The organism is Solwaraspora sp. WMMD791, from assembly GCF_029581195.1.
Taxonomy (GTDB): Bacteria; Actinomycetota; Actinomycetes; order Mycobacteriales; family Micromonosporaceae; genus Micromonospora_E.
Map to the genome: position 1 here is coordinate 4,760,438 of NZ_CP120737.1, position 25,785 is coordinate 4,786,222.

At 70.8% G+C, this 25,785-nt stretch carries 24 protein-coding genes; 12 read left to right on the forward strand and 12 right to left on the reverse strand.

What is annotated here, in order from left to right:
* Positions 1–39: 39 nt before the first annotated feature.
* Positions 40–453, reverse strand: a complete 414-nt coding sequence (locus tag O7623_RS21180) for a YbjQ family protein (protein WP_282224758.1) — start codon at positions 451–453, stop codon at positions 40–42.
* Between the two features lie 142 nt (positions 454–595).
* On the reverse strand, positions 596–1,270 hold the full coding sequence (locus tag O7623_RS21185; RefSeq protein WP_282224759.1) for a trypsin-like serine protease: 675 nt from the start codon (positions 1,268–1,270) through the stop codon (positions 596–598).
* Positions 1,271–1,730: 460 nt separating this feature from the next.
* On the opposite strand from O7623_RS21185, the gene purS reads away from it, so the two are divergent.
* From purS to purL, 3 genes are read left to right on the forward strand one after another with little or no spacing between them, the layout of a single operon-like run.
* Entirely contained in the window at positions 1,731–1,994 is a 264-nt protein-coding gene (gene purS / locus O7623_RS21190) for a phosphoribosylformylglycinamidine synthase subunit PurS (RefSeq protein ID WP_282224760.1), read from the forward strand.
* Positions 1,991–2,674, forward strand: coding sequence for a phosphoribosylformylglycinamidine synthase subunit PurQ (purQ, locus tag O7623_RS21195; RefSeq protein ID WP_282224761.1), 684 nt, complete (start codon positions 1,991–1,993; stop codon positions 2,672–2,674). Before purS ends, purQ begins: the two co-directional genes overlap by 4 nt.
* Complete coding sequence (gene purL, locus O7623_RS21200; protein ID WP_282224762.1) at positions 2,671–5,466, forward strand: phosphoribosylformylglycinamidine synthase subunit PurL; 2,796 nt, start codon at positions 2,671–2,673, stop codon at positions 5,464–5,466. Before purQ ends, purL begins: the two co-directional genes overlap by 4 nt.
* 177 nt (positions 5,467–5,643) lie before the next feature.
* Here the strand turns inward: purL and O7623_RS21205 are convergent, their stop codons facing one another.
* A complete protein-coding gene (locus O7623_RS21205; protein ID WP_282224763.1) occupies positions 5,644–7,857 on the reverse strand; it encodes a carboxypeptidase regulatory-like domain-containing protein in 2,214 nt (737 codons plus the stop codon).
* A gap of 299 nt (positions 7,858–8,156) precedes the next feature.
* Here O7623_RS21205 and O7623_RS21210 point away from each other — a divergent pair, with 299 nt between their 5' ends.
* From O7623_RS21210 to amcA, 5 genes are all read left to right on the forward strand, one after another.
* Positions 8,157–8,480, forward strand: coding sequence for a sterol carrier family protein (locus tag O7623_RS21210; RefSeq protein WP_282229499.1), 324 nt, complete (start codon positions 8,157–8,159; stop codon positions 8,478–8,480).
* A 179-nt stretch (positions 8,481–8,659) separates the two neighbouring features.
* Positions 8,660–10,246, forward strand: a complete 1,587-nt coding sequence (purF, locus tag O7623_RS21215) for an amidophosphoribosyltransferase (RefSeq protein WP_282224764.1) — start codon at positions 8,660–8,662, stop codon at positions 10,244–10,246.
* A 105-nt stretch (positions 10,247–10,351) separates the two neighbouring features.
* Entirely contained in the window at positions 10,352–11,521 is a 1,170-nt protein-coding gene (purM, locus tag O7623_RS21220; protein ID WP_282224765.1) for a phosphoribosylformylglycinamidine cyclo-ligase, read from the forward strand.
* Positions 11,522–11,746: 225 nt separating this feature from the next.
* The gene (gene amcB / locus O7623_RS21225; protein WP_282229500.1) at positions 11,747–12,850 is read left to right on the forward strand and encodes a cyclophane-forming radical SAM peptide maturase AmcB; all 1,104 of its coding nucleotides are present in this window, start codon (positions 11,747–11,749) and stop codon (positions 12,848–12,850) included.
* A 13-nt stretch (positions 12,851–12,863) separates the two neighbouring features.
* Positions 12,864–13,061, forward strand: a complete 198-nt coding sequence (amcA, locus tag O7623_RS21230) for a multiple cyclophane-containing RiPP AmcA (protein WP_282224766.1) — start codon at positions 12,864–12,866, stop codon at positions 13,059–13,061.
* A gap of 243 nt (positions 13,062–13,304) precedes the next feature.
* Here amcA and O7623_RS21235 read toward each other — a convergent pair whose 3' ends face one another.
* Together O7623_RS21235 and O7623_RS21240 are read right to left on the reverse strand one after the other, a co-directional pair.
* Positions 13,305–13,526, reverse strand: a complete 222-nt coding sequence (locus O7623_RS21235; RefSeq protein ID WP_282224767.1) for a DUF3073 domain-containing protein — start codon at positions 13,524–13,526, stop codon at positions 13,305–13,307.
* Positions 13,527–13,787: 261 nt separating this feature from the next.
* Positions 13,788–14,900, reverse strand: coding sequence for a Glu/Leu/Phe/Val dehydrogenase dimerization domain-containing protein (locus O7623_RS21240; RefSeq protein WP_282224768.1), 1,113 nt, complete (start codon positions 14,898–14,900; stop codon positions 13,788–13,790).
* A gap of 202 nt (positions 14,901–15,102) precedes the next feature.
* Between O7623_RS21240 and O7623_RS21245 the strand changes: the two genes are divergently transcribed.
* Both O7623_RS21245 and O7623_RS21250 read left to right on the forward strand, forming a co-directional pair.
* Positions 15,103–15,951 carry a hypothetical protein gene (locus O7623_RS21245; RefSeq protein WP_282224769.1) on the forward strand — a complete coding sequence of 283 codons (849 nt, stop codon included), beginning with the start codon at positions 15,103–15,105 and terminating at the stop codon, positions 15,949–15,951.
* A 287-nt stretch (positions 15,952–16,238) separates the two neighbouring features.
* The gene (locus O7623_RS21250; protein WP_007073996.1) at positions 16,239–16,448 is read left to right on the forward strand and encodes a BldC family transcriptional regulator; all 210 of its coding nucleotides are present in this window, start codon (positions 16,239–16,241) and stop codon (positions 16,446–16,448) included.
* 188 nt (positions 16,449–16,636) lie between these two features.
* On the opposite strand, the gene O7623_RS21255 is transcribed toward O7623_RS21250, so the two are convergent.
* The 3 genes from O7623_RS21255 to O7623_RS21265 all read right to left on the reverse strand — a co-directional run bounded on the left by O7623_RS21255 (position 16,637) and on the right by O7623_RS21265 (position 19,015).
* Positions 16,637–16,885 carry a hypothetical protein gene (locus O7623_RS21255; RefSeq protein WP_282224770.1) on the reverse strand — a complete coding sequence of 83 codons (249 nt, stop codon included), beginning with the start codon at positions 16,883–16,885 and terminating at the stop codon, positions 16,637–16,639.
* Between the two features lie 83 nt (positions 16,886–16,968).
* Positions 16,969–17,559, reverse strand: a complete 591-nt coding sequence (locus O7623_RS21260) for a hypothetical protein (RefSeq protein WP_282224771.1) — start codon at positions 17,557–17,559, stop codon at positions 16,969–16,971.
* Between the two features lie 109 nt (positions 17,560–17,668).
* Positions 17,669–19,015: an ABC transporter substrate-binding protein gene (locus O7623_RS21265; protein ID WP_282224772.1), complete on the reverse strand. Its 1,347-nt coding sequence runs from the start codon at positions 19,013–19,015 to the stop codon at positions 17,669–17,671.
* 168 nt (positions 19,016–19,183) lie between these two features.
* Here O7623_RS21265 and O7623_RS21270 point away from each other — a divergent pair, with 168 nt between their 5' ends.
* Entirely contained in the window at positions 19,184–19,585 is a 402-nt protein-coding gene (locus O7623_RS21270; RefSeq protein ID WP_282224773.1) for a hypothetical protein, read from the forward strand.
* A gap of 66 nt (positions 19,586–19,651) precedes the next feature.
* On the opposite strand, the gene O7623_RS21275 is transcribed toward O7623_RS21270, so the two are convergent.
* From O7623_RS21275 to O7623_RS21290, 4 genes are all read right to left on the reverse strand, one after another.
* On the reverse strand, positions 19,652–20,407 hold the full coding sequence (locus O7623_RS21275) for a LytTR family DNA-binding domain-containing protein (protein ID WP_282224774.1): 756 nt from the start codon (positions 20,405–20,407) through the stop codon (positions 19,652–19,654).
* Complete coding sequence (locus tag O7623_RS21280) at positions 20,404–21,657, reverse strand: histidine kinase (RefSeq protein WP_282224775.1); 1,254 nt, start codon at positions 21,655–21,657, stop codon at positions 20,404–20,406. The genes O7623_RS21275 and O7623_RS21280 overlap by 4 nt, the downstream gene beginning before the upstream one ends.
* Before the next feature lie 181 nt (positions 21,658–21,838).
* Positions 21,839–23,350 carry a sugar transferase gene (locus O7623_RS21285; protein WP_282224776.1) on the reverse strand — a complete coding sequence of 504 codons (1,512 nt, stop codon included), beginning with the start codon at positions 23,348–23,350 and terminating at the stop codon, positions 21,839–21,841.
* A gap of 323 nt (positions 23,351–23,673) precedes the next feature.
* Complete coding sequence (locus O7623_RS21290; RefSeq protein WP_282224777.1) at positions 23,674–24,534, reverse strand: DNA-formamidopyrimidine glycosylase family protein; 861 nt, start codon at positions 24,532–24,534, stop codon at positions 23,674–23,676.
* A gap of 47 nt (positions 24,535–24,581) precedes the next feature.
* Between O7623_RS21290 and O7623_RS21295 the strand changes: the two genes are divergently transcribed.
* A complete protein-coding gene (locus tag O7623_RS21295; protein ID WP_282224778.1) occupies positions 24,582–25,778 on the forward strand; it encodes a glycosyltransferase family 4 protein in 1,197 nt (398 codons plus the stop codon).
* Positions 25,779–25,785: the final 7 nt, after the last annotated feature.

The window sequence follows — 25,785 nt, forward strand, 5'->3', positions numbered from 1 at the left end:
ATCTTGAGGCCCGGGTGGGGGAGGCGGGGGCGGGGGCCGCTACTTGTTGCCGGCTGAGCCGCCGGTCTCGTTGCCGGCGCTGCTGTCGGCATGGCTGGCGACGATCTTGGACTGGCTCGAGTCGTCGCCGGCGTCGGGCCGGATCTGCAGCACCACCGCCGCGGTACCGTAGGCGCACAGTTCCATATGGGTGCTGCCGATCTGTCGGGTGTCGAATCGCATCCCGATGACCGCGTTGGCGCCCTTCTTCTTGGCCGCCTCACCCAGTTTGCCGATGATCTCGGTACGCCACTTGGTGAGGTTCGCCGGGCCCTCAGGGTCGGATTTGCCGCCGCGCAGCGCCTTGACGCCTTCCTTGAACGGGTTGATGGAGCGGACCACCGAGGTGACCACCTCGCCCAGGACGCATCTGATCTCGTAGCCGGGAAGGTCATTCGTCGTCACGACCAGCACGACGACGATGCTATGAGCCTCCGTGTCGGCCTCACCTGGGCTTTGCTCCGGCTTGCGGATGACGCGAAACGGCGCGGCGCGGACTCCGTGGCCAAACACGGAGTCCGCGCCGATTGCTGCCCGGACTGCGGGAAAGTACGCGTCAGACGCCTGCCACCGACTGGATCCAGGCCCGGTTGTACGCCACGCTGCCGTAGTTCTGGATGTTGACGCCGTTGGCGGTGGAGGCGACGCCGACCTGCTGGCCGTTGTAGAACTGCGGGCCGCCCGAGTCACCCCGCCACGCGTTGCCGTTGATCCGCGTGCTGCGGATCGCCCGACCGCCGTACGCGTCGGTGACGTTGGTGCTGGTCACCTGGACCGAGGCCATCTTGAGCTGGGTCGAGGCGGAGCAGCCGCTGTAGCAGGTCATGCCCCAGCCGTAGATGGTGTTCGTCGAGCCGACCGGCGGGTAGCTGCTGGACAACGTCACGTAGGTGGTGCTGACCGAGCTGGAGAGGCGGAGCAGGGCCAGGTCGTAGCGGCCGTAGGTGGCGCTGACCGTACGGGTCACTCCGCCGGAGGAGCGGTAGACGCTGCCGACCCGCACCGACATCGACCCGCCGACGCAGTGCTCGGCGGTGAGCACCCAGTCGGGCGCGATGATCGTGCCGGAACAGGTGAACGAGCCGTTGCTGAACACCGCTGCGGCCCAGGGGGCCGACGACACGGTGCTGCCGCCGATGATCTCTTCCGGTGCGGCGGAGGCGGCGGTGGGTGCGGCGACCAGACTGATCAGGGTGGTGGCGACTGCTGCCACGGCCAGGCGGATACGCATGGGGTGAGCTCCTTCCCAGGGGCGACCGGCCGCGGGGGTTGCGGGCCGGGTGAGCCGCCGCCGCCGGACGGGGTATCCGGTCGGCGGAGTGTTACAGCGAACGTCCGATGGGGGTCGTCGGGCGTTTGACGATTGACGGTAGGTCCTGCCGAGGTCATCTACAAGAATCAAATCGAGGTCATACGATGCCGTGATGTCCGCGCCGGTCCGGCGCGGATCAGCGGTACGCGGCCCGCCGCCCGCCCGCGTCGACGGCCCGCCCCTGGCGTCGCCCCGGATCAGCTCGGGACCGGCCCGGCGAAAACTGTCCTCGTTATCGGTTCGTGGCTGATTTGTGGCCCGATCACCGATTCGGCGTGCCGACCGCCGGTGCGTCGCACCTGGCATCACCAGGTAGGCTGACCGGTGCGCGGCCCGTTCGTGGCCGGCACCCCAACGCGTACACGGTCAGGAGTGCCACGTGGCTCGCGTCGTCGTCGACGTCATGCTCAAGCCGGAAATTCTCGATCCCCAGGGCCAGGCGGTCGCCAACGCGCTGCCGAGGCTCGGTGTCAGCGACGTCTCGTCGGTGCGGATCGGCCGGCGGATCGAGATCGAGTTCGCGGGCGAACCCGACGTGGATCGGGCTCGCGAGATCGCGGACAAGCTGCTCGCCAATCCGGTCATCGAGGACTATGTGGTCCGCTTGGCCGAGCCGGCCGACAACCCGGGTGAGCAGTCATGACTGCCCGCATCGGGGTGGTCACCTTTCCCGGCTCGCTCGACGACGGTGACGCCGCCCGCGCGGTGCGTATCGCCGGTGGCGAACCGGTCCGGCTCTGGCACGGCGACGCAGACCTGCATGGTGTCTCGGCGGTCGTGCTGCCCGGTGGCTTCTCGTACGGCGACTACCTGCGCTGCGGTGCCATCGCCCGGTTTGCACCGGTGATGGAATCCATCGTCGCGGCCGCCGCCGACGGGCTGCCGGTGCTCGGCATCTGCAACGGCTTCCAGATCCTGTGTGAGGCGCACCTGCTGCCCGGAGCGCTCACCCGCAACCAGCACCTGCATTTCCGCAACCGGGACCAGTTGCTGCGGATCGAAACCGCCGGCACCGCATTCACCAACGCCTTCTCGCCCAAGCAGGAGGTGCTGATCCCGCTCAAGAGCGGGGAAGGCTGCTACGTCGCCGACGAGCGGACCCTGGACGAGCTGGAGAGCAGTGGCCGGATCGTGGCCCGCTACGTCGGTGGGAACCCCAACGGCTCGCTGCGCGACATCGCCGGCGTCACCAACGCCGCAGGTAACGTCGTCGGCCTGATGCCGCACCCCGAACACGCCGTCGAGGACCTGACCGGCCCGTCCCGGGACGGACTCGGCTTCTTCACCTCCATCCTCAAGCACCTCGTGGGAGTGCCGGCATGACCACGCAGTCGGAGGCGGCGGCCGCCGCCGGGCCGGCGCAGTCCGACGTCGCCGTCGCGGTGGACCCGTACGCGGGTGGGCCGGACACCGTGGCCCGCGCCACCGACACCCCCGGTGAGCTGCAGCCGTACACCGAGCTCGGGCTCCGCGACGACGAGTACGAGCGGATCCGCCAGATCCTCGGCCGCCGGCCCACCCAGTCCGAGCTCGCCATGTACTCGATCATGTGGAGCGAGCACTGCTCCTACAAGTCGAGCAAGGTGCACCTGCGGCAGTTCAGCGAGAAGGCGCCGCCCAGCGAGCTGATGCTCGCCGGTATCGGTGAGAACGCTGGCGTGATCCGGGTCTCCGACAGCCTCGCGGTCACCTTCAAGGTCGAGTCGCACAACCACCCCAGCTTCGTCGAGCCGTACCAGGGCGCGGCCACCGGCGTCGGCGGCATCGTCCGGGACATCCTGGCCATGGGTGCCCGACCCGTCGCGGTGATGGACCCGCTGCGGTTCGGCGCCGCCGACCACCCCGACACCGCCCGGGTGCTGCCCGGCGTCGTCGCCGGGGTCGGTGGCTACGGCAACTGCCTCGGCCTGCCCAACATCGGCGGCGAGGTCGTCTTCGACCCCTGCTACCAGGGCAACCCGCTGGTCAACGCGCTCTGCCTCGGCGTACTGCCGGTGGACCGGCTGCAGAACAAGGCCGCCGCCGGCGCGGGCAACGTCGTGGTGCTGATGGGCGCCAAGACCGGCCGGGACGGCATCGGCGGCGTGTCGGTGCTGGCCAGCGCCACCTTCGACGACGCCAGCCAGCAGCGTCGCCCGTCGGTGCAGGTCGGCGACCCGTTCATGGAGAAGCTGCTGATCGAGTCGTGTCTGGAGCTCTACGACGCCGGTCTGGTCGTCGGCATCCAGGACCTCGGCGGTGCCGGCCTGACCTGCGCGCTCACCGAGACCGCGGCGGCCGCCGGCACCGGCATGCGGGTCTGGCTGGAGCGGGTGCCGCTGCGCGAGCCGTCGATGGAGCCGCACGAGATCCTGGCCAGCGAGTCGCAGGAGCGGATGCTGCTGATCGTCGAGCCGACCAAGCTCGACGAGGTCCTCGCCATCGCCGACAAGTGGGGCGTCATCGCCACCGCGATCGGCGAGGTCACCCCACCCGAGCCGGATGGCGGTCCGGGCCGGCTGACGATCACCTGGCGCGACCACGTCGTGGTCGACGTACCGCCGGGCTCGCTCGCCGACGACGGGCCGGTCTACGCCCGGCCGATGCGCGAGCCGGCGGATCTGATCCTGCTGCAGGCCGACCGGGCGGAGACCCTGCCCCGCCCCGGTACGCCGGACGAGCTGCGGGAGACCCTGCTGCGGATGATCTCGTCGCCGAACCTGTGCGACCGCACCTGGGTGACCGAGCAGTACGACCGGTACGTCCTGGGCAACACCGTGCTCGCCCAGCCCGAGGACGCCGGGGTCATCCGGATCGACGACGCCACCGGCCTCGGCGTGGCCCTGTCGGTCGACGGCAACGGCCGGTACGCCCGGCTCGACCCGTACCACGGGGCCAAACTGGCGCTGGCCGAGTCGTACCGCAACGTGGCCGTGACCGGTGCCCGGCCGGTGGCGGTCACCAACTGCCTCAACTTCGGTTCGCCGGAGGACCCGACCGTCATGTGGCAGTTCGCCGAGGCGGTGCGCGGGCTCGCCGACGGCTGCGCCGAGCTGGGCATCCCGGTCACCGGCGGCAACGTCAGCTTCTACAACCAGACCGGTGCGGCCGCGATCCACCCGACCCCGGTGGTCGGTGTGCTCGGTGTGCTCGACGACGTGGCACAGCGGGTGCCGATGGGCTTCGTGCCGCCGTCGCACGCCGACGGCGACCTGATCATGCTGCTCGGTGAGACCAACCTGGAACTGTCCGGCTCGGAATGGGCCTGGGTGACCCACCAGCACCTCGGCGGTACGCCGCCGAAGGTCGACCTGGCCCGTGAGCAGGCGCTCGCCACGGTGCTCGCCGAGGCCGCCCGGGTCGGCCACATCACCTCGGCGCACGACCTCTCCGACGGTGGGCTGGCCCAGTCGCTGGTCGAGGCCTGCCTGCGCCGGGGCATCGGTGCCCGGATCGCGTTGCCGCCCGAGTTCGCCGACGGGTCGATGCCGTTCGTCTTCCTGTTCAGCGAATCGGCGGGGCGGGCCATGGTGGCGGTGCCGCGCGGCCACGAAAAGGCCTTCGCCGCACTCTGCGTCGAGCACGGCCTGCCGTGGACGATGATCGGGGTCACCGATCCGGGTGCCCGGCTGTTGGAGGTACGCGACCAGTTCACCGTCGGCCTGGACGAGCTGCGTGCCGCCTACACCGGCACGCTGCCGGCCCTGTTCAGCGGGGTCGGTCCCGGCAACAACGTGCCCGCCGACCCGCAGGATCCGGACGCGTCGAACCCGCTGGACGGTACGGCGGTCGCGGTGGACAGCCCGGTCGACACGACTGGTGCCGCTGCGGCGACCACCGAGGTCGACCCCGAGCCGGCCGAGGTCGCACCGGTCGACGCGGCAGTGGCGGACGATCCGGTTCCGGCGGACGCTACGGTGCCGGCGGACGACGCGGTCACCGAACCGGCGGCGACGACGGATTCCGCCGCTGACGCCGTCAGCGAGCCTGTTGCGGAGTCGGCCGATCCTGAGCCGACCAGCGTCGCCGTGGACGAGCCGGCGGAGCCGGCCGCAGACGAGCCGGCCGCAGACGAGCCCGCTGGCGACGAGCCGGTGGCCGGGCCGGCCGACGGCAAGTCGACTGACAAGAGCTGAGCGGTCAAACTCCTCATCCGCTAGCCCGCTGCGGCCGCCCTGCCCCCTGGCTGGGTGCGGCCGCAGTTCTGCGGCCGACATGCGAGCGGGCCGGGACCATCAGGTCCCGGCCCGCTCGCATGTCGGCACTCGCGTAGCGCGATCTGTGCCTGCCCGGCCGACCGGGCAGGCACAGGTTCAGTCGTCCAACCAGTCCAACGAGCGTCGCTCCCCGCCCCGCCCAGGAGGCGAGTCGCGCCGGGCAGCCGGGTCGACCGGCGGTTGACCACCGTACGGCTGCTGGTCGAACGGCTGCTGCCCGTACTGCTGGTCGTAGCCGCCGCGCTGCTCCGGAAGTCGCTGCTCGTCATGGCCGGCACCGCCTGGTGACCGGTAGCCGGCGCCCTGGTCGTAACCGCCCTGGTCGTAACCAGTGCCGGCCGGCGGACTGTAGCCACCCGCGCCGCCATAAGCCGCGCCGTAGCCCTGATCAGCGGCGGAACCGTACTCTCCGCCCCGGTCGCTGCCGTATCCGCTACCGGGGTAACCACCGCTGGGCTGCTGACCGCTGTCCGGATATCCGCCGCCGTAGCCGGCACTGCCGCCGTAACCGCCGGGTGTCGTGCCGTACGGCGGATCGGCATCCCGGTAGCCGGGCTGCGGCGGTTGCGGGCCACGCGGCGGCGGGGCGTCGCTGCGGGTCGATTCCGGGCTGCCGTAGCCAGCCGAGTCGTACGGCGAACCGGACCGACCGTAGTTGTCAGGCTCGTACCGCCCGGTCGGTTCGTCGTAGCGGTCACTGCCGTACCCGCTGCCCGCCGGTTCGGCCGATCCGTACCCGCCGGCCGGGTAGCCGGACGTGCCGGCGTCGGGCCCGTAGCCGTGGCCACCGCGGTAGCTGCCCGGGTCGTCGGCCGGCGGCCGACCGCTCGGAGCACCGTACTGGCCGGGCACCGTGGTATTGCCGTAGCTGTAGCTGCTGGGTGGCCCGGACGAGGGTGCTGCGCCGTAGCTGCCGGGTGGCCCGGACGAGGGTGCGGTGCCGTAGCTGCCGGGTGGCCCGGACGAGGGTGCGGTGCCGTAGCTGCCGGGTGCGGCGCTGCCGCCGTAGGCACCCGGGCGCGCCGATCCGGCGGCGCTGCCGCCGTAACCGCCGGCACCTGGTCCGTCCGACCCGGGAACCGCCCCGTACACGCTGGTGGCACCAGCGGCACCGGCCGCCCCGTACGTGGGTTGGGTCGGTGGTCCGCCCCAGCCCGGCCGCTGATCGCCGCCGTAGCGCGGATCCGGCCCAACGGGCGCGTTCGGCCCCGGGGGCGGCGGTGCGCCGTACGGGTCGGGGAACTCGTCCTTGATCGGAGCCATGTTGTGCAGCATCGTCGGCGCGTCCGACAGCGACGGCGGGCGGGTCACCATGGTGGCGTCGGTGAGCGGCCCGTCCGGCATGGGCGGCATGGCCACCCGGGTGGCGTCGTCGGAGTCGTGGTAGACACCCCTGCTGCCGGGCACCGAGGCACCGCCGCTGGCCGGGCCGTCGTCGGCCGGGTCGGGGTCGTCGGCGTCGTTGTCCTTGCGGCGGACCAGCAGCAGCACGATCGCGCCGACGCCGAGGGCCACCAGCAGGCCACCCATGAGGATGAGCAGCCAGGAGCCCATTCCGCCGCCGGAGCTCTCGTTGGCCAGGTTCTGCGTGTCGACAGGGGGCGCACTCGCCGCGTCGCCGGGGGTCGCGCTCGCTGTCGGCTCGGTCGTGGCCTCGGGGGTGGGTGTCGGTGACTCCGACGGGGTGGGCTCGACGTTGGACTTCAACGTGATCCGGTCGACGGTGATCGACTGACCTGCGGCGGCCGAGACGCGCTTGGCGTCGCTGATGTCGTAGCCGTCGGCGACGGCGCCGATCCGAAGGTCGCCGGGGGCGATCGGCCGGTCGTTGGTCGACGTGAACCGGTAGTTGCCGCTGGAGTTGGTGGTCGTTTCGAAGTTGTTGCCCTGTGAGTCGCTCATCGCGACCACGGCACCCTCGATGGGGTCACCGGTGGAGACGTCGGTGACCTTGCCGGCCACCTCCTTGACCCTTGGCGCCTCCTGCGGCCCACGCACGGAGACGTCCCGCTGGGCGGTGCCGTTCTCGCCACCCACCTCGGCGCGGATCTCCACCCGACCGTTGCGGTTCTGGTTGGTGCCCAGAGTGCCGGCGATCAACCGGACGCTGTAGCTCTTGGAACTGCCCGCCTCGATGGTGTCGGTGAAGTCGCACGAGCCTTCGCACCGCAGTTCACCGATGTTGGTGGTGACCCGGATGTTGAAGGATGTCTGGGCGTCGTCACCGGAGTTGGCGTTGTTCACCCTGAACTCGAGGGTTGCCTGGTCGCCGGAGTTGAGGGTGCCGCTGGACAGGCTGGTGATGGTCACCTGTGGGGCCGCCGCGAGGGCGGCCGGGACGGGGAGGCCGAATAGTGTGACGGCAGCCAGCGCTGCGACAACACCGGCCCGCGATAGCCAGGCTCGTCGGTGTGTTGTCACGTCCACCGCCTTCCGGTTCGATCCATCCCCCGCGCCGGGCTTCGGGCAGGGGTCACCCCGTGACGAGTACACCGTCGGCAACTATGCCTTGCCGGGACGGATCGGCGCGACCCAGGGGCGGGGAGAAGTAGAACCGGACCTAGTCGTATCGTCCCGATGTGTCCTCTCCGTACAGTAAGTCCGAGGCAGTGGTCACCGTGCGTGAGGCGCTGGCGGCCGGTGCCACGCCTGCGCGAACCCTGTTGCGCGACGCGGTCCGCCTGCTGCTCGGGGGTCTGGCCGAGCGGGCACCGGGCCGATCGGTGGAGGTGCGTGTCCCACCTTACGGTGCAATTCAGTGTGTAGCCGGTCCGCGACACACCCGTGGCACGCCGGCGAACGTCGTGGAGATCGATCCGGTGACCTGGATCCTGCTGGCGACGGGCGATCTCGACTGGGAAGCGGCAGTGACAAACGGGCGAGTAAGCGCAAGCGGCCCCAGATCCGATATTTCGGCCTACCTTCCCCTGTGAAGCGGTCCGTGCCAGAAGTCCGACTTCGCGATGAGCGACGAGCCGCCGGGTCGGGCCAATCGGAGCACTCTGGGTCAACTGGAACCTCGCGTACACTGATCCGCGACGGAGTCGGTGACACCCGCGCGCGAACGTGCAGATCAGGCGTTCAGTGCTACACCAGGACGAGGGAGCGGCAGGTGCCTCGAGGCGACGGCCGGTTGAGTCACGATCTTGATCCCCAACGACCCGGTCCACAGGACGCCTGCGGTGTGTTCGGTGTCTGGGCCCCGGGCGAGGAGGTCGCCAAACTCAGCTACTTCGGACTTTACGCACTGCAGCACCGTGGCCAGGAGGCCGCCGGGATCGCGGTCAGCGACGGCTCGGGAGTGGTGGTCTACAAGGACCTGGGCCTGGTGGCGCAGGTCTTCGACGAGCCGACCCTGGCCAGTCTGCGCGGGCACCTGGCGATCGGGCACGCGCGCTACTCCACCACCGGTGGCTCCACCTGGGAGAACGCCCAGCCGACGATCAAGGCGACCAGCGCCGGCACGACCATCGCACTGGCCCACAACGGCAACCTGGTCAACACCGCCGAGTTGGCCCGCGAGGTGGTCGAGCGGGGGATGCCGACCGACGGCGCGACCTCCGACACCGCGCTGGTGACGACCCTGCTGGCCAGCCGACCGGACCTGTCGGTCGAGGCCGCGGCGCTCGAGGTGCTGCCGACTCTGCGGGGCGCGTTCAGCTTCGTCTTCATGGACGAGACCACCCTGTACGCGGCCCGCGACCCGCACGGCGTACGGCCTCTGGTGCTGGGCCGGCTGGAGCGGGGCTGGGTGGTGGCCAGCGAGACGGCCGCCCTGGACATCGTGGGCGCGACCGTGGTGCGTGAGGTCGAGCCGGGCGAGCTGATCGCCATCGACGAGCACGGGCTGCGGTCGGCCCGGTTCGCTCCGCCGGAGCCGAAGGGCTGCCTGTTCGAGTACGTCTACATCGCCCGCCCGGACACCACGATCGCCGGCCGCAACGTGCACGCGGCCCGGGTGCAGATCGGCCGTCGGCTGGCCCGCGAACACCCGGTCGAGGCCGACCTGGTCATCCCGGTACCGGAGTCGGGTACGCCGGCCGCCATCGGGTACGCCGAGGAGTCCGGGATCACCTACGGCGCCGGCCTGATGAAGAACTCGTACGTGGGTCGGACCTTCATCCAGCCGTCGCAGACCCTGCGCCAGCTCGGTATCCGACTCAAGCTGAACCCGCTGCGTGAGAACGTGCGCGGCAAGCGGCTGGTAGTGGTCGACGACTCGATCGTGCGGGGCAACACCCAGCGGGCGATCGTCCGGATGCTGCGCGAGGCCGGGGCGCTGGAGGTGCACGTACGCATCTCGTCACCGCCGGTGAGCTGGCCGTGCTTCTACGGCATCGACTTCGCCACCCGGGCCGAACTGCTGGCGAACGGACTGGATACGGAGGGTATCCGGCGGTCCATCGGTGCGGATACCCTGGGTTACGTCTCGCTGGCCGGTCTGATAGCGGCAACCGAGCAGCCGAAGACACGATTGTGTCGGGCGTGTTTCGATGGGGAGTATCCGATCGAGTTGCCGGCCGGCAACCTGATCGGCAAGCACGTGCTCGAAGGTGTGGACCGCCGGGTTGCTGGCGGGGTCGGCCAGCTGGGGGACACCACCGAGCAGGACTTTCAGGCCGGCGGCGACCGGACCGGCCCGGGTGTTCAACAGTTCGCTGTAAGCCCCGGCGGCGTTGACGCCCTGCACCGCCCGTAGCACCGGGTGGAGCGACCAGGTCGTTCCGCCCGGCAGCCCGAGTCGAGCGATCCTCGACCGCTACCCGACGCGGCTTTCGCCGCGAAAAGCCCAAAGGGGAGAACCGTGACGCACGTGACTGAGCGCGGCAGCGCGGATGCCGGCCCGACGGCTGACGACTCCGGCGCCCGGACGGCCAACCGGCAGCCGTGGTCGGCCAGCTCCGGCCGGGGCAGCCGCAAACGCACCGTGACGTACGCCGACGCCGGTGTGTCGATCCACGCCGGTGAGCGTGCGGTCGAGCTGCTCAAGTCGAAGGTGCGCAAGACCACCCGTCCCGAGGTCATGGGTGACATCGGTGGCTTCGCCGGGTTGTTCCGGCTCGACGTCCAGAAGTACCGCAACCCGATCCTGGCCTCGTCGACCGACGGGGTGGGCACCAAACTCGTCATCGCCCAGCAGATGGACATCCACGACACCGTCGGGATCGACCTGGTGGCGATGGTCGTCGACGACCTGGTCGCCTGTGGGGCGGAGCCGCTGTTCCTGCTCGACTACATCGCCTGCGGCGAGGTGGTGCCGGACAAGGTCGCCGAGATCGGTGCCGGCATTTCCGACGGCTGCCGCTACGCCGGCTGCGCGCTGCTCGGTGGCGAGACCGCCGAGCACCCCGGGGTGCTGCGCCCGGACGAGTACGACGTCTCGGCGACCGGCGTCGGCGTGGTCGAGGAGAGCGAGATTCTCGGCCGGGACCGGGTCGAGGTGGGCGACGTGGTGATCGCGATGCGTTCCTCGGGTCTGCACTCCAACGGCTACTCGCTGGTCCGGCACGTGCTGCTCGGCGCCGGTCGGATGCGGCTGGACACCGTCGTGGACGACTTCGGCGGGCAGCGCACCCTCGGCGAGGAGCTGCTGACCCCGACCAAGATCTACGCCCAGGACTGCCTCAAGCTCATCGAGGAGTGCGAGGTTCGGGCCCTGGCCCACGTCACCGGCGGCGGTATCCCCGGCAACCTGGTGCGGATCCTGCCCGACAACGTCGATGCCCTGGTCAACCGGGCGACCTGGAAGCCGCAGCCGATCTTCGACCTGGTGCAGGCCAAGGGGCGGATCGAGGACGGCGAGATGGAGTCGACCTTCAACATGGGTGTCGGCATGTTCGCGATCGTGTCGGCGCAGGACGCCGACCGGGCCCTGGCCTGCCTGACCGGTCGCGGTATCGAGGCGTGGCAGGTCGGCGACATCATCGAAGGCACCGGCGAGGTCCAGATGCTCGGCCATCACACCCGGGGCTGACCCGGACACGTGCTGCGCGCCACGGCGGTCGACCGGAACCAGTCGACCGCCGTCGATGCCGCTGGTCGATGCCGCTGGTCGACGCCGCCGTGCCCGCCGAGGCTTCACCTGCTCCTTCCGGACACCTAGCCTGAAACGACATCCGTGACAGGCAGGAGGAGGGGGATGACTCGGCAACAGAACGGACAGGACGGGGCCCGGCCAGGCCGGTCGGTTCCCGCCGGCATGCGCGGAGTCGCCACCGTCCCCGACTACGTCGTCATGCAGCCCACCACGCTGTGCAACCTCGACTGCAGCTACTGCTACCTGCCGCTGCGATCGGCCAACCGGCAGATGCCCCGTACGGTGGCCGCCGCCGTCGCCGAGACGGTCAACGGGTGGGCGGCGCAGCGCCGGTTCTCGGTGGTCTGGCACGGCGGCGAGCCGTTGGCGCTGGGCCGCGACGGGTTCGCGGCCCTGCTCGGCCCGTTCGACGCTGCGGTGGAGCAGCACGTGCAGACCAACGCGACGATGATCGACGACGCCTGGTGCGAGTTCTTCGCCGCCCACCAGATACGGGTGAGCGTCAGCGTCGACGGCCCTCGGGCGCGTAACGACGACCGGCGTGCCCGTGGCGGACGTCCGGCGTACGACCAGATCGTGCGGGGTGTCGACGCCCTCCGCCGGCACGGCATCGCCTTCTCGGCGCTCTGCGTGGTCAGCGACCCGCAGCCGGGCCTGGCCACCGAGCTGTACGAGTTCTTCCTGACGCTCGGCTGCGACGTGCTCGGTATCAACATCGAGGAGACCGAGGGCGTCAACGTGCGCCCCAACGGGTGGTCCGCCGACGCGGTCGCCGGCTTCTGGGCGGAGCTGGTCGGTGCCTGGCGGCGGGCACCCCGGATCCACCTGCGGGAGGTGGAATGGACCCTGCGCTACGTCGCCGCCGAGCTCGACGGCACCGCCGACGAGGTCCTGCCCCGGCGGCTGGACCCGATCCCGACGATCGCCTACGACGGGTCGGTGGTCCTGCTCTCACCGGAGCTGGCCGGCTTCACCGATTCCCGGTACGGCGACTTCACCAGCGGAAACGTGCTGACCACCGGGTTGGCCGAGATTCTGGCCGCAGCGGAGCAGACCGGCTGGATCACCGAGTTCGTCGCCGGTGTCGAGGCATGTCGTCAGGTGTGCCCGTACTTCCGGTTCTGCGGAGGTGGGCACGCTGCCAACCGTTACTTCGAACACGGGCGTTTTGATGGTACGGAGACCAACCACTGCCGTAACAGCAAGATCCATCTACTGGAGGGAGTGTTGGCCCATGCCCGAGAGCAGCAGTCGTCCACGTCCTGAGACGGCCGGCACGATGAGCCGGACCGGTGGGGCCGGTCAGGTGACCGACCGGGTGCACGCGGTCCGTGACGGACTGGCCGTCCTGCTCGAGGAGGCCCGTCGGGCCCGCGCCGGCCGGGCGGAGGCAGCCGGCGCCGACGGCGCGGTCTGCGCCTGGAACCACTTCGAGAACATCCCGACCTTCTACAACTGGAACAACCGCCCACGCTGACCGGCACACCAGGCCGTCCCGGACCACTGCATGCCGGACCGGGGCATGCTGAACCGAAGCCGGGTCCGACCGCCAGCACGCCGGTGGACAGGACCGTGACGACGTCCGGTGGTGCGGCTCCCCTGGTAGGGGATCACGCACCACCGGGTCGCGGTGTTCCGACACGTCGGACGGCCGGACAGAAGCTGTCGCCGACATGAATCAGCACGCGGGCTGACCGCGTGCTCTGCTCCAGCCGGACCCTCAACGGGACGAGGAGGGTGTCCAGCTTCCCCGGCCGCCGTCGGCTGAGTCGTCCTCGTCATCGTCGTCGAGGTACGGGTCGTACTCGTCGTCGAATTCACGGTCCGACTTGCCGCTGCCGGCGAGCTCTCGCTGCAAGGCGGCGAGGTCGGTGTTCGGGGAGTGGTATTTCAACTCCCGGGCCACCTTTGTCTGCTTGGCCTTAGCACGGCCGCGCCCCATGGCTCGACCCCCTCGCACAGAATTCGGGGCAGCCCGAAGGCGGGCCCCGATGACGTCAGGCATCTCTCGTGGCTCTTACGGTACATGGGCAGACCCAGGTTCGGCACCTCGGGTTGCATCGGGTCGCCCCCGCGCGTCATCAAGGCGGGGTCAGGCACGGGCGACAGCGGGGTAAGGAGCCCGATCGGCCGTCGCCCGTGACCCGTTCGGGTGATCTCCGGCACGGTGCGTGTCCGCTGCCGGTGGGCCGGCAGCGGTAGGTCAGCGGAGGTGGATGCCGCGCAGCCGACCGACCTCCGCCATCCGCCGCTCGGCGAGCCGGTCCGCCGCGACCGCGGGTGGTACGCCGTCGGCGTCCGCCGTACGCAGGATCCGCAGCGTCGTCTGGTAGATCCGGGTGGCCCGGGCCTTGGCCCGGTCGAAGTCGAAGCCGTACCGGCCGCTGGCGGAGAGCGCCGACGCCCCGGTGACCTCGTCGGCGACCTGGATGACGCCGCCGGCGTTGACCACGTAGTCGGGCGCGTAGAGAATGCCCCGCTCGGCGAGCTGCTTTTCGACACCGGGGTGGGCCAGCTGGTTGTTGGCCGCGCCGACCACCACCGTCGCGCGCAGCGCGGCCACGGTGTCGTCGTCGAGTGCGCCACCCAGCGCACAGGGTGCGTACACGTCGATGTCGCCGCGGATCAGCGTGTCGGTGTCGGCGACCAGGTCCACCTGCGGGTACGTCGCGCGGGCCCAGTCCGTCGCCCGTTCGTCCACGTCGGTGGCGACCACGGAGGCACCCTCGTCGATCAGGTGGCCGGTCAGGTACCGGCCGACCTTGCCCAGGCCGGCGATGCCGATACGGCGGCCGGCGAGGCTGGGTGAACCCCAACGGTGCTCGGCTGCGGCCCGCATGGCCTGGAAGACCCCCCAGGCGGTGAGGATCGACGAGTCGCCGGCCCCGCCGGACTCCCGGCTGCGCCCGGTGGCGAACCGCGTCTCCCTGGCCACCACGTCCATGTCCGGTACGTAGGTGCCGACGTCGCAGGCGGTGTAGTACCGGCCGCCGAGCGACTCGACGAACCGGCCGTACGCCCGCAGCAACGCCTCGGTCTTGAGCTGGTCCGGATCCCCCCAGATGACCGCCTTGCCGCCGCCGAGGTCGAGCCCGGCCATGGCGTTCTTGTAGGCCATCCCCCGGGACAGCTCCAGCACGTCGTGCAGGGCGTCGGCTTCCGAGGCGTACGGGTAGAACCGGGTGCCGCCGAGGGCCGGCCCGAGCGCGGTCGAGTAGATGGCGATGATGGCTCGCAGCCCGGTCGGCTGGTCCTGACAGAAGACGACCTGTTCGTGCCCGGTGCCGGGCTCGGCGGTGGTGGCGAAGACGCCCATCGTGACTCCTGAGGCGGGTGGAGCACCGTCGTGGGGTGCTGTCCGGGGAGGCGGGCCGGTGGACCCGCTGGAAACGAGACTAGTATCGATTGGCGGCACCGCGGCGCATCCTGGTCACGCCGCTACTGGTCCCGAGCCGAGTGTCGAGTGCGTTTGCTCCCGGCAGGGGCGGTGCCGTGCGGTTTCGTGGGAGGATCGCGCCGTGCCGTCCCTCTTCGCTTCCTACGCTTCCTACCTCCGGGTGTACGAGCCGCTGGCCGCCTTCGACCGCGACCGGCAGGCCTACTGGCGTCGGTACGTCCGGGACGGGCGGGCGGTGGGCCCGCACGAAGGCCCCGGCCGGCAACGGACGGCGGTGATCGAGGCTCTCGGCGCGGGCTGGACCCGGCTGCCGGACCTGCCGGACGAGGCGTACGTCCTGGAGTCGGACGAGACGCTGCTGGTCTGTCCGTGGAATCTGCGGGTACGGGTGGCGGAGGCGGCGCTCAGCGCCCGGGACGGCGTACCGTCGGTGCTGGCCGACGCCTTCGTGCCGCCGGTGCTGGCCGGGCAGGCGCGCGCGGTGGTCGACGACTGGCGCAGCGGGGCGCGGGTGCTGGAGCACGGGGTGCCCCGGGTTCACGAGCAGGTGGCGACGTGGGGGGTGCCGCTGCGGTGGTTCGTCTTCGTGGATCTCGCCGAACGCGATCTGGTGGCCGCGCCACCCCGGCGGGCACTGCGGTACCGGACGGAGATCTCCAAGGCCCGGCGTCGCGCGTCGCGCGGGCTGTCGGTGTTGCGCAAGTCGGTCGGGGACGCGCCGATTACCGAGGCGGTCGAGGAGAGCGCCCGGTGGTTGGAGGAGTTTCATCCCCGGTCGGTGGTCGAGTTGGACTACGGCGGTCTCGTCCGGCTGCTGCCGGACGAGACGCTGGAGGCGGACGATTCGCCGGGACTGGTCGCAGCGGGACTGACCGCGTTGTCAAGAGGTGACGCCGAATCGGCGGGCGAAGCCTACGAGAAACTCGTCGCCAGGTGGCGCGCCGTTCAGTTACTGGAGCGGTGCAATTAGTGATTAATCCCGCGCCAAATGTGGGCATCCTTCGCGTACCACCCTGGCCAACGCTGGCCGCTTCCGAGGGGTATTCGTAATCAGGCCTTCACGACCGGTGATCAAGAGTCCGATTAAGATATGTTCTGGCGTAAAAAATGTATAAAAATCGGTCATTGCTCATCCGTCCATCCAAGGACGTTCGGCCGTTCGGCCCATGTCGGACATCGGGGACTAGCCGGACCATGGGAGACGCGTCGGCCGGCGGGACCCCGGCCGATGTCTATAGCACTGTGGAGGAGTGACTGATGGCATCGCGTACGCACGAACCAGAGCCGCTGCTCACGCCGGCCGAGGTGGCGTCGATGTTCCGAGTCGACCCGAAAACCGTCACCAGGTGGGCGAAGGCCGGCAAGCTCAGCGCCATCCGGACGCTGGGCGGCCACCGCCGCTACCGGGAGTCGGAGGTACGTGCCCTGTTGCAGGGCCAGATTCCCCAGCAACGTCAGGGCGACTGACCGGCCTCTCTCCAGATTGGCTGACATCGGCTAGTCGGGGGCGGTGTTTCCCGGATCCTCGGGAGCCCGCCCCTTCGTCGTTTCCGCAGGCCGGTCACCGGTCGGCCCGGCGGAGCAGACCACGGCAGCAGACCACGGCCCGGCGGAGCAGACCGCCGGGCCGTGGTCGTTGTCCGGTGCCGGACAGCTCAGCTCGTCGGCGGGTGCCCGCCGTCACCGTCGACGACATCGTCCGGCGTACCGTCCTCGTCCAGGTCGACCATGGTGATGTCCACCTTGCCGTCGCCGTCGGTGTCGAACTGGTACATGTCGGCCTTGCCGTCGCCGTCGGTGTCGACCACCCACACGTCGGTCTGCCCGTCATTGTTGGTGTCGGCCTTGAGCAGGTCGACCCGATCGTCGCCGCGGGTCTCCACGGTCTCCGGTGCCTCGGTCATCCCAGGTCCTCCATCGCTGCGTCACAAGTGCTGGCGGATGTGACAGTAGGGTGCCATCCGGCTGACCGCGACCCGGGCCGGGCTCATCTCGCCGCGTACGGGTTGACCGCCGGGTTCAGGTAACTCACGGTGTCCGGCACCCCGTCGTGATCGGTGTCGCGCAGCACCTGATCGGCCACCCCGTCGCCGGTCAGGTCGACCTGCACCTCGTCGGTCCGGCCGTCGAAGTCGGTGTCCCTGCTCCAGGTGTCGACCCGACCGTCGTGGTCGGTGTCGGCGGCCACCCGGTCGATCAGCCCGTCACCGTCGCTGTCGGTGGAGACCACGTCGATCCGGCCGTCGCCGTTGGTGTCCATGCTGATCTCGTCGGCGATGCCGTCGTCGTCGAAGTCCCGCAGCATCGTGTCCAGTCGACCGTCGCCGGAGTTGTCCAGCATCGTGACCTCGGCGATGCCGTCGCGGTCGGCGTCGTGCATCACGACGTCGGCCATGCCGTCACCGTCGCGGTCGATCAGCACGTCCGTGGAGCCGTCCATGTGGTGCTGGACGATGGTGTACGCGCCGTCACCGTACGTCTCGTAGCCGGCCTCGTCGTGCCCCGGATCGCCGCTGCTACCCAGTCCCTGTTCGGCCTCGGCCGACGCACTGAGGTCCGGGTCGACGTACTCGCTCATCCTGCCGCCTCTTTCGCAGATCATCCTGGCTGGTGACAGGACTCACCGTACGCAGCGGCGATGCTCGTGTGATCCCGAGAAAGTGCCACCCAGGCGGGACCGACGGACCTCAGGCGGCGACCGGCAGTCCGGCCGCGGCCAGCGCCTTGATCACTTCAGCGGACTCGCTGAACCCGATGATCAGGATCGCGTCGGCACCGAACGCCTTGATCTCCTGTGCCCCGTCCGCGAAGTCGACCGGCGGCGCGTCTGCCCCGTCCGGCGGCTCGTAGGTGAGCAGCTTGATCCGGTCCGCGCCGATGCCCGCCCGGTCCAGTTCGGCCCGGACGTTCTCCTGCAGGCCCTCGCCGTACGAGTCCTTGCGGGCGACCACCGCGACCCGCTGCGGGCCGTCGCGCATGATGACGTCCGCCAGCGCCCGACCCTGCAGCAGGTCCGACGGCGCGGTACGGAAGTACAGTCCACTGTCGTCGATCGTGCTCAGCCCGGCGTCGGTGTTGCAGGGCGAGAAGAGGATGATCCCGGCCCCGGTGACGTCCGGCAGTACTTCCCGGGAGATGCCGGAGGCGCCGGCACCGATGATCACGTGTACGCCTTCCTCGATGTGCCGCGCCACGGTCTGTCGCGCCACGTCGGGGTTGGTACCGTCGTCGCCTTCGAACCACTCGACCGGCTCGCCGAGCACCCCACCTGCGGCGTTGATCTCCCGGAGGGCGAGCTGGGTGCCGGCGTCCATCGGCGGGAACGCCAGGGCCAGGTCGCCGGTCAACGGCAGCAGTCCGCCCAGCTTGAGCGGAGCACCGGTGCGGCTGCCGTTGCTCGACGGCTGCACAGCCGGCGGTGCCACGGTGGTGGTGGTCGACTCGTCCCCGGCGCCGACGAACTCGGTCTTGCCGTCGTTGATCTGGCCGTTCTCGTCGAAGTGCAACGTGGCGTAGCTGGCCGTCGACGGCTCGCCGGCGTCGGTGAAGCCGCCCCGCTTCAGCGAGATGCCCCGGTACTCGATGTCGACGCCGTCCTCGACGAGCTCCAGGCACAGTGCCACGGTGTCGCACTGCTCGCCGCCGGTGGTCACCCCGTTGATCTGCGCGGCGATGGCCGCCGGGTCGGTGGTGCCGGCCAACTGCGTGGCGAGGGCACTGATCACCACCGCGTCGTAGGCCTCACCGGCGTACAGGAAGTCGTTGAGCTGGCCGTCGACGGTGCGCAACCGCTCGACGAAGTCGTCCGACAGCGGCGTCAGCGGGCTGGTGCCCTTCATCCCGGACAGCAGGCCGGCCTGATCCTCGAACTCGGCCGCGAAGGAGTTGATCATGTTTCCGTCGGTGCCGTACAGCCGGACGGGCTCGACAGCGACGTCGTCGGTCGTCGACGTGTCGCCGCAACCGGTGGCGGTGACCAACAGGGTCGCGCAGACGGCCAGGGCGGCGGTGCGGGAGCCGCGTGACACGGGCATGGGACGTCCTCCATCGGCCGAAGGTCCGCAGGGCACCTTAGCGTCTTACCGGCTCAAACGCGATGTCAGGCATGGTACGCGGGCCGCCGGGCGGCCAGTTGGGCGGCATTGCGACCGAGTGGGCGGTTCGGTGGTCACGCCTTGACCACGCGACATACCCTTCCGCTCATGACCGACCGACGCGACGGGGCCGACGAGGCGTTCACCGACGCCACCGAGATCCTGCGCTCCGCCCTGGCCGGCGACAGCGACGGCGTGGCCGGGGCCTTCGACGCCGTGGTGGACCGCAGCGGCGTGGCCGGCGCCTACGACGTGGCGTGGTGCCTGGCCGCGACGATGGTCGGCGACGACGTCCCGGTCGGCGGCTGGACCCTCGACTTTCCCGGCATCGACGAGGCACGCTACGACGCCCGCTGGGTGGCACGGTTCATCAGCGCCTACGCGAACTCGGACAGCTCGACCGGGGAGGCGTTGTTCGGCGCGGCCCTGGCCGACGGGCAGCTACCGGAGTGCCTGCTCACCCTGGCCGGCTCCGCGGTCGCCACACTGCGCCGCCGCCGCGCCGCCTGACCGGCCGGTCACCGGGCTGCCACCGCCGTCGGGCCGGTCACCGGGCTGCGACCGCCGTCGGGCCGGTCACTTGCTCCAGTCGTGTTTGGCGGCGCGGACCAGTTTGTCCTTGAGCTCTCTGGTGTGCCGGCGGGAGACCGGCAGCTCGGTGCCGTCGATCACCACGACGTAGCCGGAGTTCGCCAGCCGCAGCTCGGTGATCAGCCGCAACTGGACCAGGAACGACCGGTGGATCCGGACGAACCCGGCATCGGCCCACCGCTCGCCGAGCGTGGCCAACGGGACCCGGACCAGATGCGACCCTTCCGCGGTGTGCAACCGGGCGTAGTCGCCCTGCGCCTCGACCCAGCGGACCGCCGAGCGGGGCAGCATCCGGGTCGTACCGGCCAACTCGACCGGGATCGCCGGATCCTCCTCGTTGCGGGCCATCGCCGCCGGATGCGACGGCACCACCCGGGCGGTCAGCACCCGTCGGACCGACTCCGCCAGCCGTTCGGCCCGCACCGGCTTACGGACGTAGTCGGTGACGCCCAGGTCGAACGCGTCCACCGCGGCGTCGTCGTAGGCGGTGACGAAGACGATCGCCGGCGGCCGGGCGAACCGGCGCAGTACCCGGGCCAGCTCCATGCCGTCCAGACCAGGCATCCGGATGTCGAGGAAGACCGCGTCGACGTCGGTGTCGCGCAGCACCCGCAGCGCCTCGGTGGCATCGGACGCGGTGTGCAGCCGGGCCACCCGGGGGTCGGCCCGTAGCAGGTACGCCAGCTCGTCGAGGGCCGGTGGCTCGTCGTCGACGGCGAGCACCCGCAGGAACGGGGTCACGACACCACCTCCCATCGCCCGGCCGCGCCCGGCCGGGCGTCGGGGTGGAACTTCGGCACCCGCATGCTCACCTTCGTACCCGCTCCCACGGCTGTCTCCACCACCAGGCCGAACTGGTCGCCGAAGACCGACCGCAGCCGCTCGTCGACGTTCGACAGGCCGACGTGCTGGCCGGCGTCGTCGGCCGGGTCGCCACCTCGACGGACCTGATCCGCCCCGGTGCCGCCGGTGAACACCGCCGGGTCCATCCCCACGCCGTCGTCCTCCACGGTGATGTGGCATTCGGTGCCGGCGTCGCGCGCCTCGATGCTGACCGTGCCGAGGCCCGGTTTGCGGGACAAGCCGTGCCGGACCGCATTCTCCACCAGCGGCTGCAGACAGAGGAAGGGCAGATGCACGGGGAGCACCTCGGGGGCGATCTGCAGCCGCACCTGGAGCCGTTCGCCGAACCGGGCCCGCTCGATCGTCAGATAGCGGTCGATGGACCGCAGCTCCTCGGCGAGCGTGGTGAACTCGCCGTGGGCCCGGAACGAGTAGCGGGTGAACTCGGCGAACTCCAGGATCAGGTCCCGGGCCCGCTCCGGGTCGGTCCGTACGAACGAGGCGATCGCGGTGAGCGCGTTGTAGATGAAGTGCGGGCTGATCTGCGCCCGTAACGCGCGTACCTCGGCGCGGGCGAGCCGTTCCCGCGACGAGTCCAGCTCGGCCAGGGCCAGCTGGCTGCCGGCCCAGTGCGCGGTCTCTAGGGTGGCCTGGACCAGGCCGGGCGCCGGATCGTCGTCGACGACGGCGACCAGAGCCACGGCGGCGGCCCGGTCCGGCCCGGTCAGCGGCGCGACGACCGCGCCGCGGATCAGGCAGTCGGGGCGGTCGCAGGGCAGGTCCCGGGCGGTCAGGACGACCGACCGGCCGGTGTCCAGGGCCCGGCCGGTAGCGGCGACGAGCTGGTCGCCGTGGTGGCCGCCGCGCCCGTCGAAGGCGAGCACTTCGTCGCGGCCGGTGAGCGCGGCACCGGGGGCGCCGACCAGGGCGCGCAGATGCCGTACGGCCTTGGCGGCACCGGCGGCGTCCAGACCGTTGCGCAGCGGCTCGGCGGCCAGGCCGGCGGTGTGCAGAACCTCGTAGGTGGCCCGTTGGGTGGCGGTGGCGATGCCACGGCGGCCACGGAGCCGGACGACCGCGTACACCGCGGCGGTCAGGGCGGTCACCAGGGCCAGTACCGCCAGTGGTGCGGATAGGTTTGCGCCCACGGGTCAGATCCTGTCCGGTGCCGGCGGTGCTGCCAAGTTCGGCGCGATGGTCATTCGGTCAACGGTCGGCTACCGGCTGCCGGCGGACCGTGCGGCCGGCGGACCGTGCGGCCGGCGGACCGTCCGGCCGGCGGACCGGCCGGTGCCCCGCCGCCGGGTGGTACCGGCCGCCAAAGGGCGGTCAGTACGCGCCCTTGCGGGCCAGCACGACGCCGATGGTCCGCCACAGGATGCTCAGGTCGTAGGTGAGCGACCAGTTGTCGACGTAGTAGAGGTCGAGCCGGACCGCCTCGTCCCAGGACAGGTCGGAGCGCCCGGAGACCTGCCACAGACCGGTCATACCGGGGCGGACCAGCAGCCGGCGTCGGACGTCGCCGAGGAAGTCACCGTCGTCGGCGGGCAGCGGGCGCGGCCCGACCAGGGACATCTCACCCCGGAGTACGTTGATCAGCTGCGGCAGCTCGTCGATCGAGCTGGCGCGCAGGAACCGGCCGATCGGGAAGACCCGTGGATCGTTGCGGATCTTGAAGAGCATCCCGTCGGTCTCGTTCTGGTCCACCAGGGAGGCGAGCCGCTCCTCGGCGTCGACGTACATGGTCCGGAACTTCCAGACCTGGAACACCTTGCCCTCGTGGCCGACGCGCGACTGCCGGAAGAACACCGGCCCCTGGTCGGACATCCGGATGGCGATCGCCACCGCGACGAACAGCGGCGCCAACGCGATCAGCCCGAGCCCGGCGGCGACCCGGTCGAGCAGGTTCTTGGCCAGCCAACCCAGCCCGGAGAGCGTCGGCTCCTCGACGTGCAGCAGCGGCAGGCCCTCGATCGGGCGGATGTGCACCCGGGGCCCGGCGATGTCGGTCAGCTGCGGGGCGACGATCAGGTCGATGCCGCTGCCCTCCAGCTGCCAGGCCAGCCGGCGCAGCTCACCCGGCTCGGAGCTGGCCGAGCCGCAGACCGCGATGGTGTCGGCTCCGACCTCACGGACCAGGGCGAGCACGTTGCGTCCGGCGTACACCGGGACCGGGGTGTCGATGCCGCGGGCGGCGGCGTATCCGTCGGTGAGGTGGATGGCGACCGGGATCAGCCCGGCGGCCGGGCTGCGGGTGACCGCGGTGAAGACCTCCAGGGCCTCCGGCAGCGTACCGACCAGCACCATGCGGTGTGCGGCGTGGCCGACGCGGCGGCGCAGCACGTGCAGGGCGTACCGGGCGAGGAACCGGAACAGCAGGATCAGGGCGAGTGCGCCGATGAGCGCGGTGGCGACCGAGAGCCGGGACAGGTCGGTCTTGGTGGCGAAGGCGAGGAACGACACGCTCGCGGCGACCGTCACGCCGGCGCGCAGCACCCGCTTGAACTCGTCGGTGCCCAGGCCGAGGTAGCGCCGGTCGTACGCGCCGGTGCCCCAGAGCACCACCACCCAGCCGAGCGGCAGGAGCAGGTAGGTGACCGTGTGGAACCAGGTGGCGTCCTTGTCGGCGTCGGAGAAGCCGGAGGTGGCCTTCTCGAACAGGGAGATCGAGATGTAGCTGGCGAGCACCGCCGCGACGAAGTCGAGCAGGAGCAGGATCGCGGTGTACGGCCGGTGCCACCGCGACGCGCGTCGGCGTGCCCGGGCCCACGCCGACCGGGGTACGCCGTTGGTCGGCGGCGGCGCGGGCGGCTGGATCTCGAAGCTGTCGACGTGGCGCAACCTGTTGCTCCGGCTGGTATTGGTTACCGGGCGTTCGAGGCTTGTCGTCACCTCACCCACGTCCTCCCGCGTGACACGTGCCGCCCACTCTCCGTGAAGGCCTGGCTCGCCCACCAGCTCAGTCTCCCACGGCGCCCGTACACGGACGGTGACCCGAAAGACTTTACGCCCCTCGTCCGAAGGGTGGGTGCCGGTGGTCGGTGATGGTGCTGAAGCTTTGGGACCGGGCCACTATACCGATGGATCGTCACCACGGAAGTCTCCGTTGTGGTGCGCATCGCCGTAGCGGGGGATGATCACCGCTCAGACCCCGATTTCGTCACCTAACGCACAAGGCGGGACAACCGTCGGTCAGCAAGTGGGGTGCCGCCGGTCTGGCAGGTGGGGCAGTACTGCAGGCTCGAATCTGCAAAAGAGACTTCTCTGATTTTATCCCCGCATACCGGACATGGTAACCCGGTGCGACCGTGCACTGTCATTCCGGATCGCTTCTCGCCCTTCAACGTCGCCGCCCGCTGACCCACCGAGCGGTCCACCGCGTCGGTCAGCACCCGTCGGGTGGCGGCGTACAGCGCCGACATCTGATCGTCGGTGAGCCGGTGGGTCAGCGCGAACGGCGACAGCCGGGCGGAGTGCAGAATCTCGTCGGAGTACGCGTTGCCGACGCCGGCCACCACCTCCTGCGTGGTCAACACCCCTTTGACCTGCCCACGCCGGCCCCGCAGCCGCTGCCCGAAGGTGGCCGCGTCCACGGTGAGCACGTCCGGACCCAGTCTGGCCACCCCCGGCACCTGCGTCGGGTCGGTGACCAGGTACGTCGCCAACTTCTTCTGCGTACCGGCCTCGGTCAGGTCGAACCCGGAACCGTCGTCGAGTCGGACCCGGACCGCGATCGGCCCCTTGCCCGGCTTCAGCGGCGTCGCCGACGGGAAACTCTCCCGGTAGTGCAGCCAGCCGGCCCGCGCCAGATGCACCACCAGGTGCAGCTCACCGCCGAGCTCCACGTCCAGGAACTTGCCGTGCCGGCCGGCGCCGGTGATCTCCAGCCCGGCCAGCGCCGACAGCGGCGGATCGTAGGTCTTCAGGGCGCTGATCGCCGACACGTCGACACGCTCCACCTGGCGGCCCACCGCGCGCTGGCGCAGGTAGGCCGCGAGCGCCTGCACCTCCGGCAACTCGGGCACCCCTCAGACGGTAGCGTCTGACGACGTCGAGCAGGAGGGTTGACCCGGTGAGAGTCGTCGTGGCGCACAACCGATACCGGCAGGCCCAGCCCTCCGGGGAGAACGTCATCGTCGACAGCGAGATCGACCAGCTCGCCGCCGCCGGTGTCGAGGTGATCCCGTTCCTGCGCAGCTCCGACGACATTCCGGCGCTGCCGGCGACCGGCAAGGCGCTGCTGCCGATCTCGCCCAGCTACGCCCCGGCCGCCCAGCGGGACCTGGACCGGCTGCTCGCCACCCACCGGCCGGACGTGCTGCACCTGCACAACCCGTACCCGCTGATCTCGCCCTGGGCGATCCGCACGGCGCACCGGCACCGGGTGCCGGTGGTGCACACCGTGCACAACTACCGGCAGGTCTGCTCGGCCGGGCTGTACTTCCGTGACGGGCGGATCTGCACCGACTGCCAGGGCCGGGCGATCGGCCTGCCCGGCGTGGTGCACCGCTGCTACCGGGGCTCGCGGGCGCAGAGCGCGGTGATGGCCGCGACCCTGGCGCTGCACCGGCCCACCTGGCGCTCGGTCGACCGGTTCATCGCGCTCACCTCTGCGGTCGCCGCGCACCTGCGCGACTACGGCGTCCCCGACGAACGGATCGTGGTCAAGCCGAACGCGATTCCCGACCCCGGCCCACCCGCACCGCTCGGCGAGGGCTTCCTCTTCCTCGGCCGGCTCACCCCGGAGAAGGGCATCGGCCTGCTGCTCGACGCATGGCAGCGGCATCCGGAGGGGTCGCTCGGCACGCTGCGCGTCGGTGGCGACGGCGAACTGCGCGAGCTGGTCGAGGCCGCCGCCGCCGGCCGTGCCGACATCGACTTCCTCGGCCCGCTGGACAGGTCGGCGGTACGCGACGCGCTGCGCGCCACCGCCGTGGTGCTGGCCGTCTCCACCTGGCACGACGTTCTGCCGACCGTGGTGATCGAGGCGTTGGCCAGTGGCCGGCCGGTGCTCGGCACGGCCCTTGGCGGCATCCCGTACCTGGTGGGCGCCGACGCCGCAGACCCTGCCGCCACCGCTGCCGGCTGGGTGGTGCCGCCGGAGGCGGCCGCGTTGGCCGCGGCGCTGCCGGTCGCCCGCGACGGCGTTGCCGCCCTGACCGGCGTCGCCCGCGCCCGCTACGAGACCACCTTCCACCCCGACGTGGTCATGAAGCAGCACCTCGCCGTCTACGACGCGGTCAGCACCGGGACCAGAGGGACCGGCTGACCGTCGA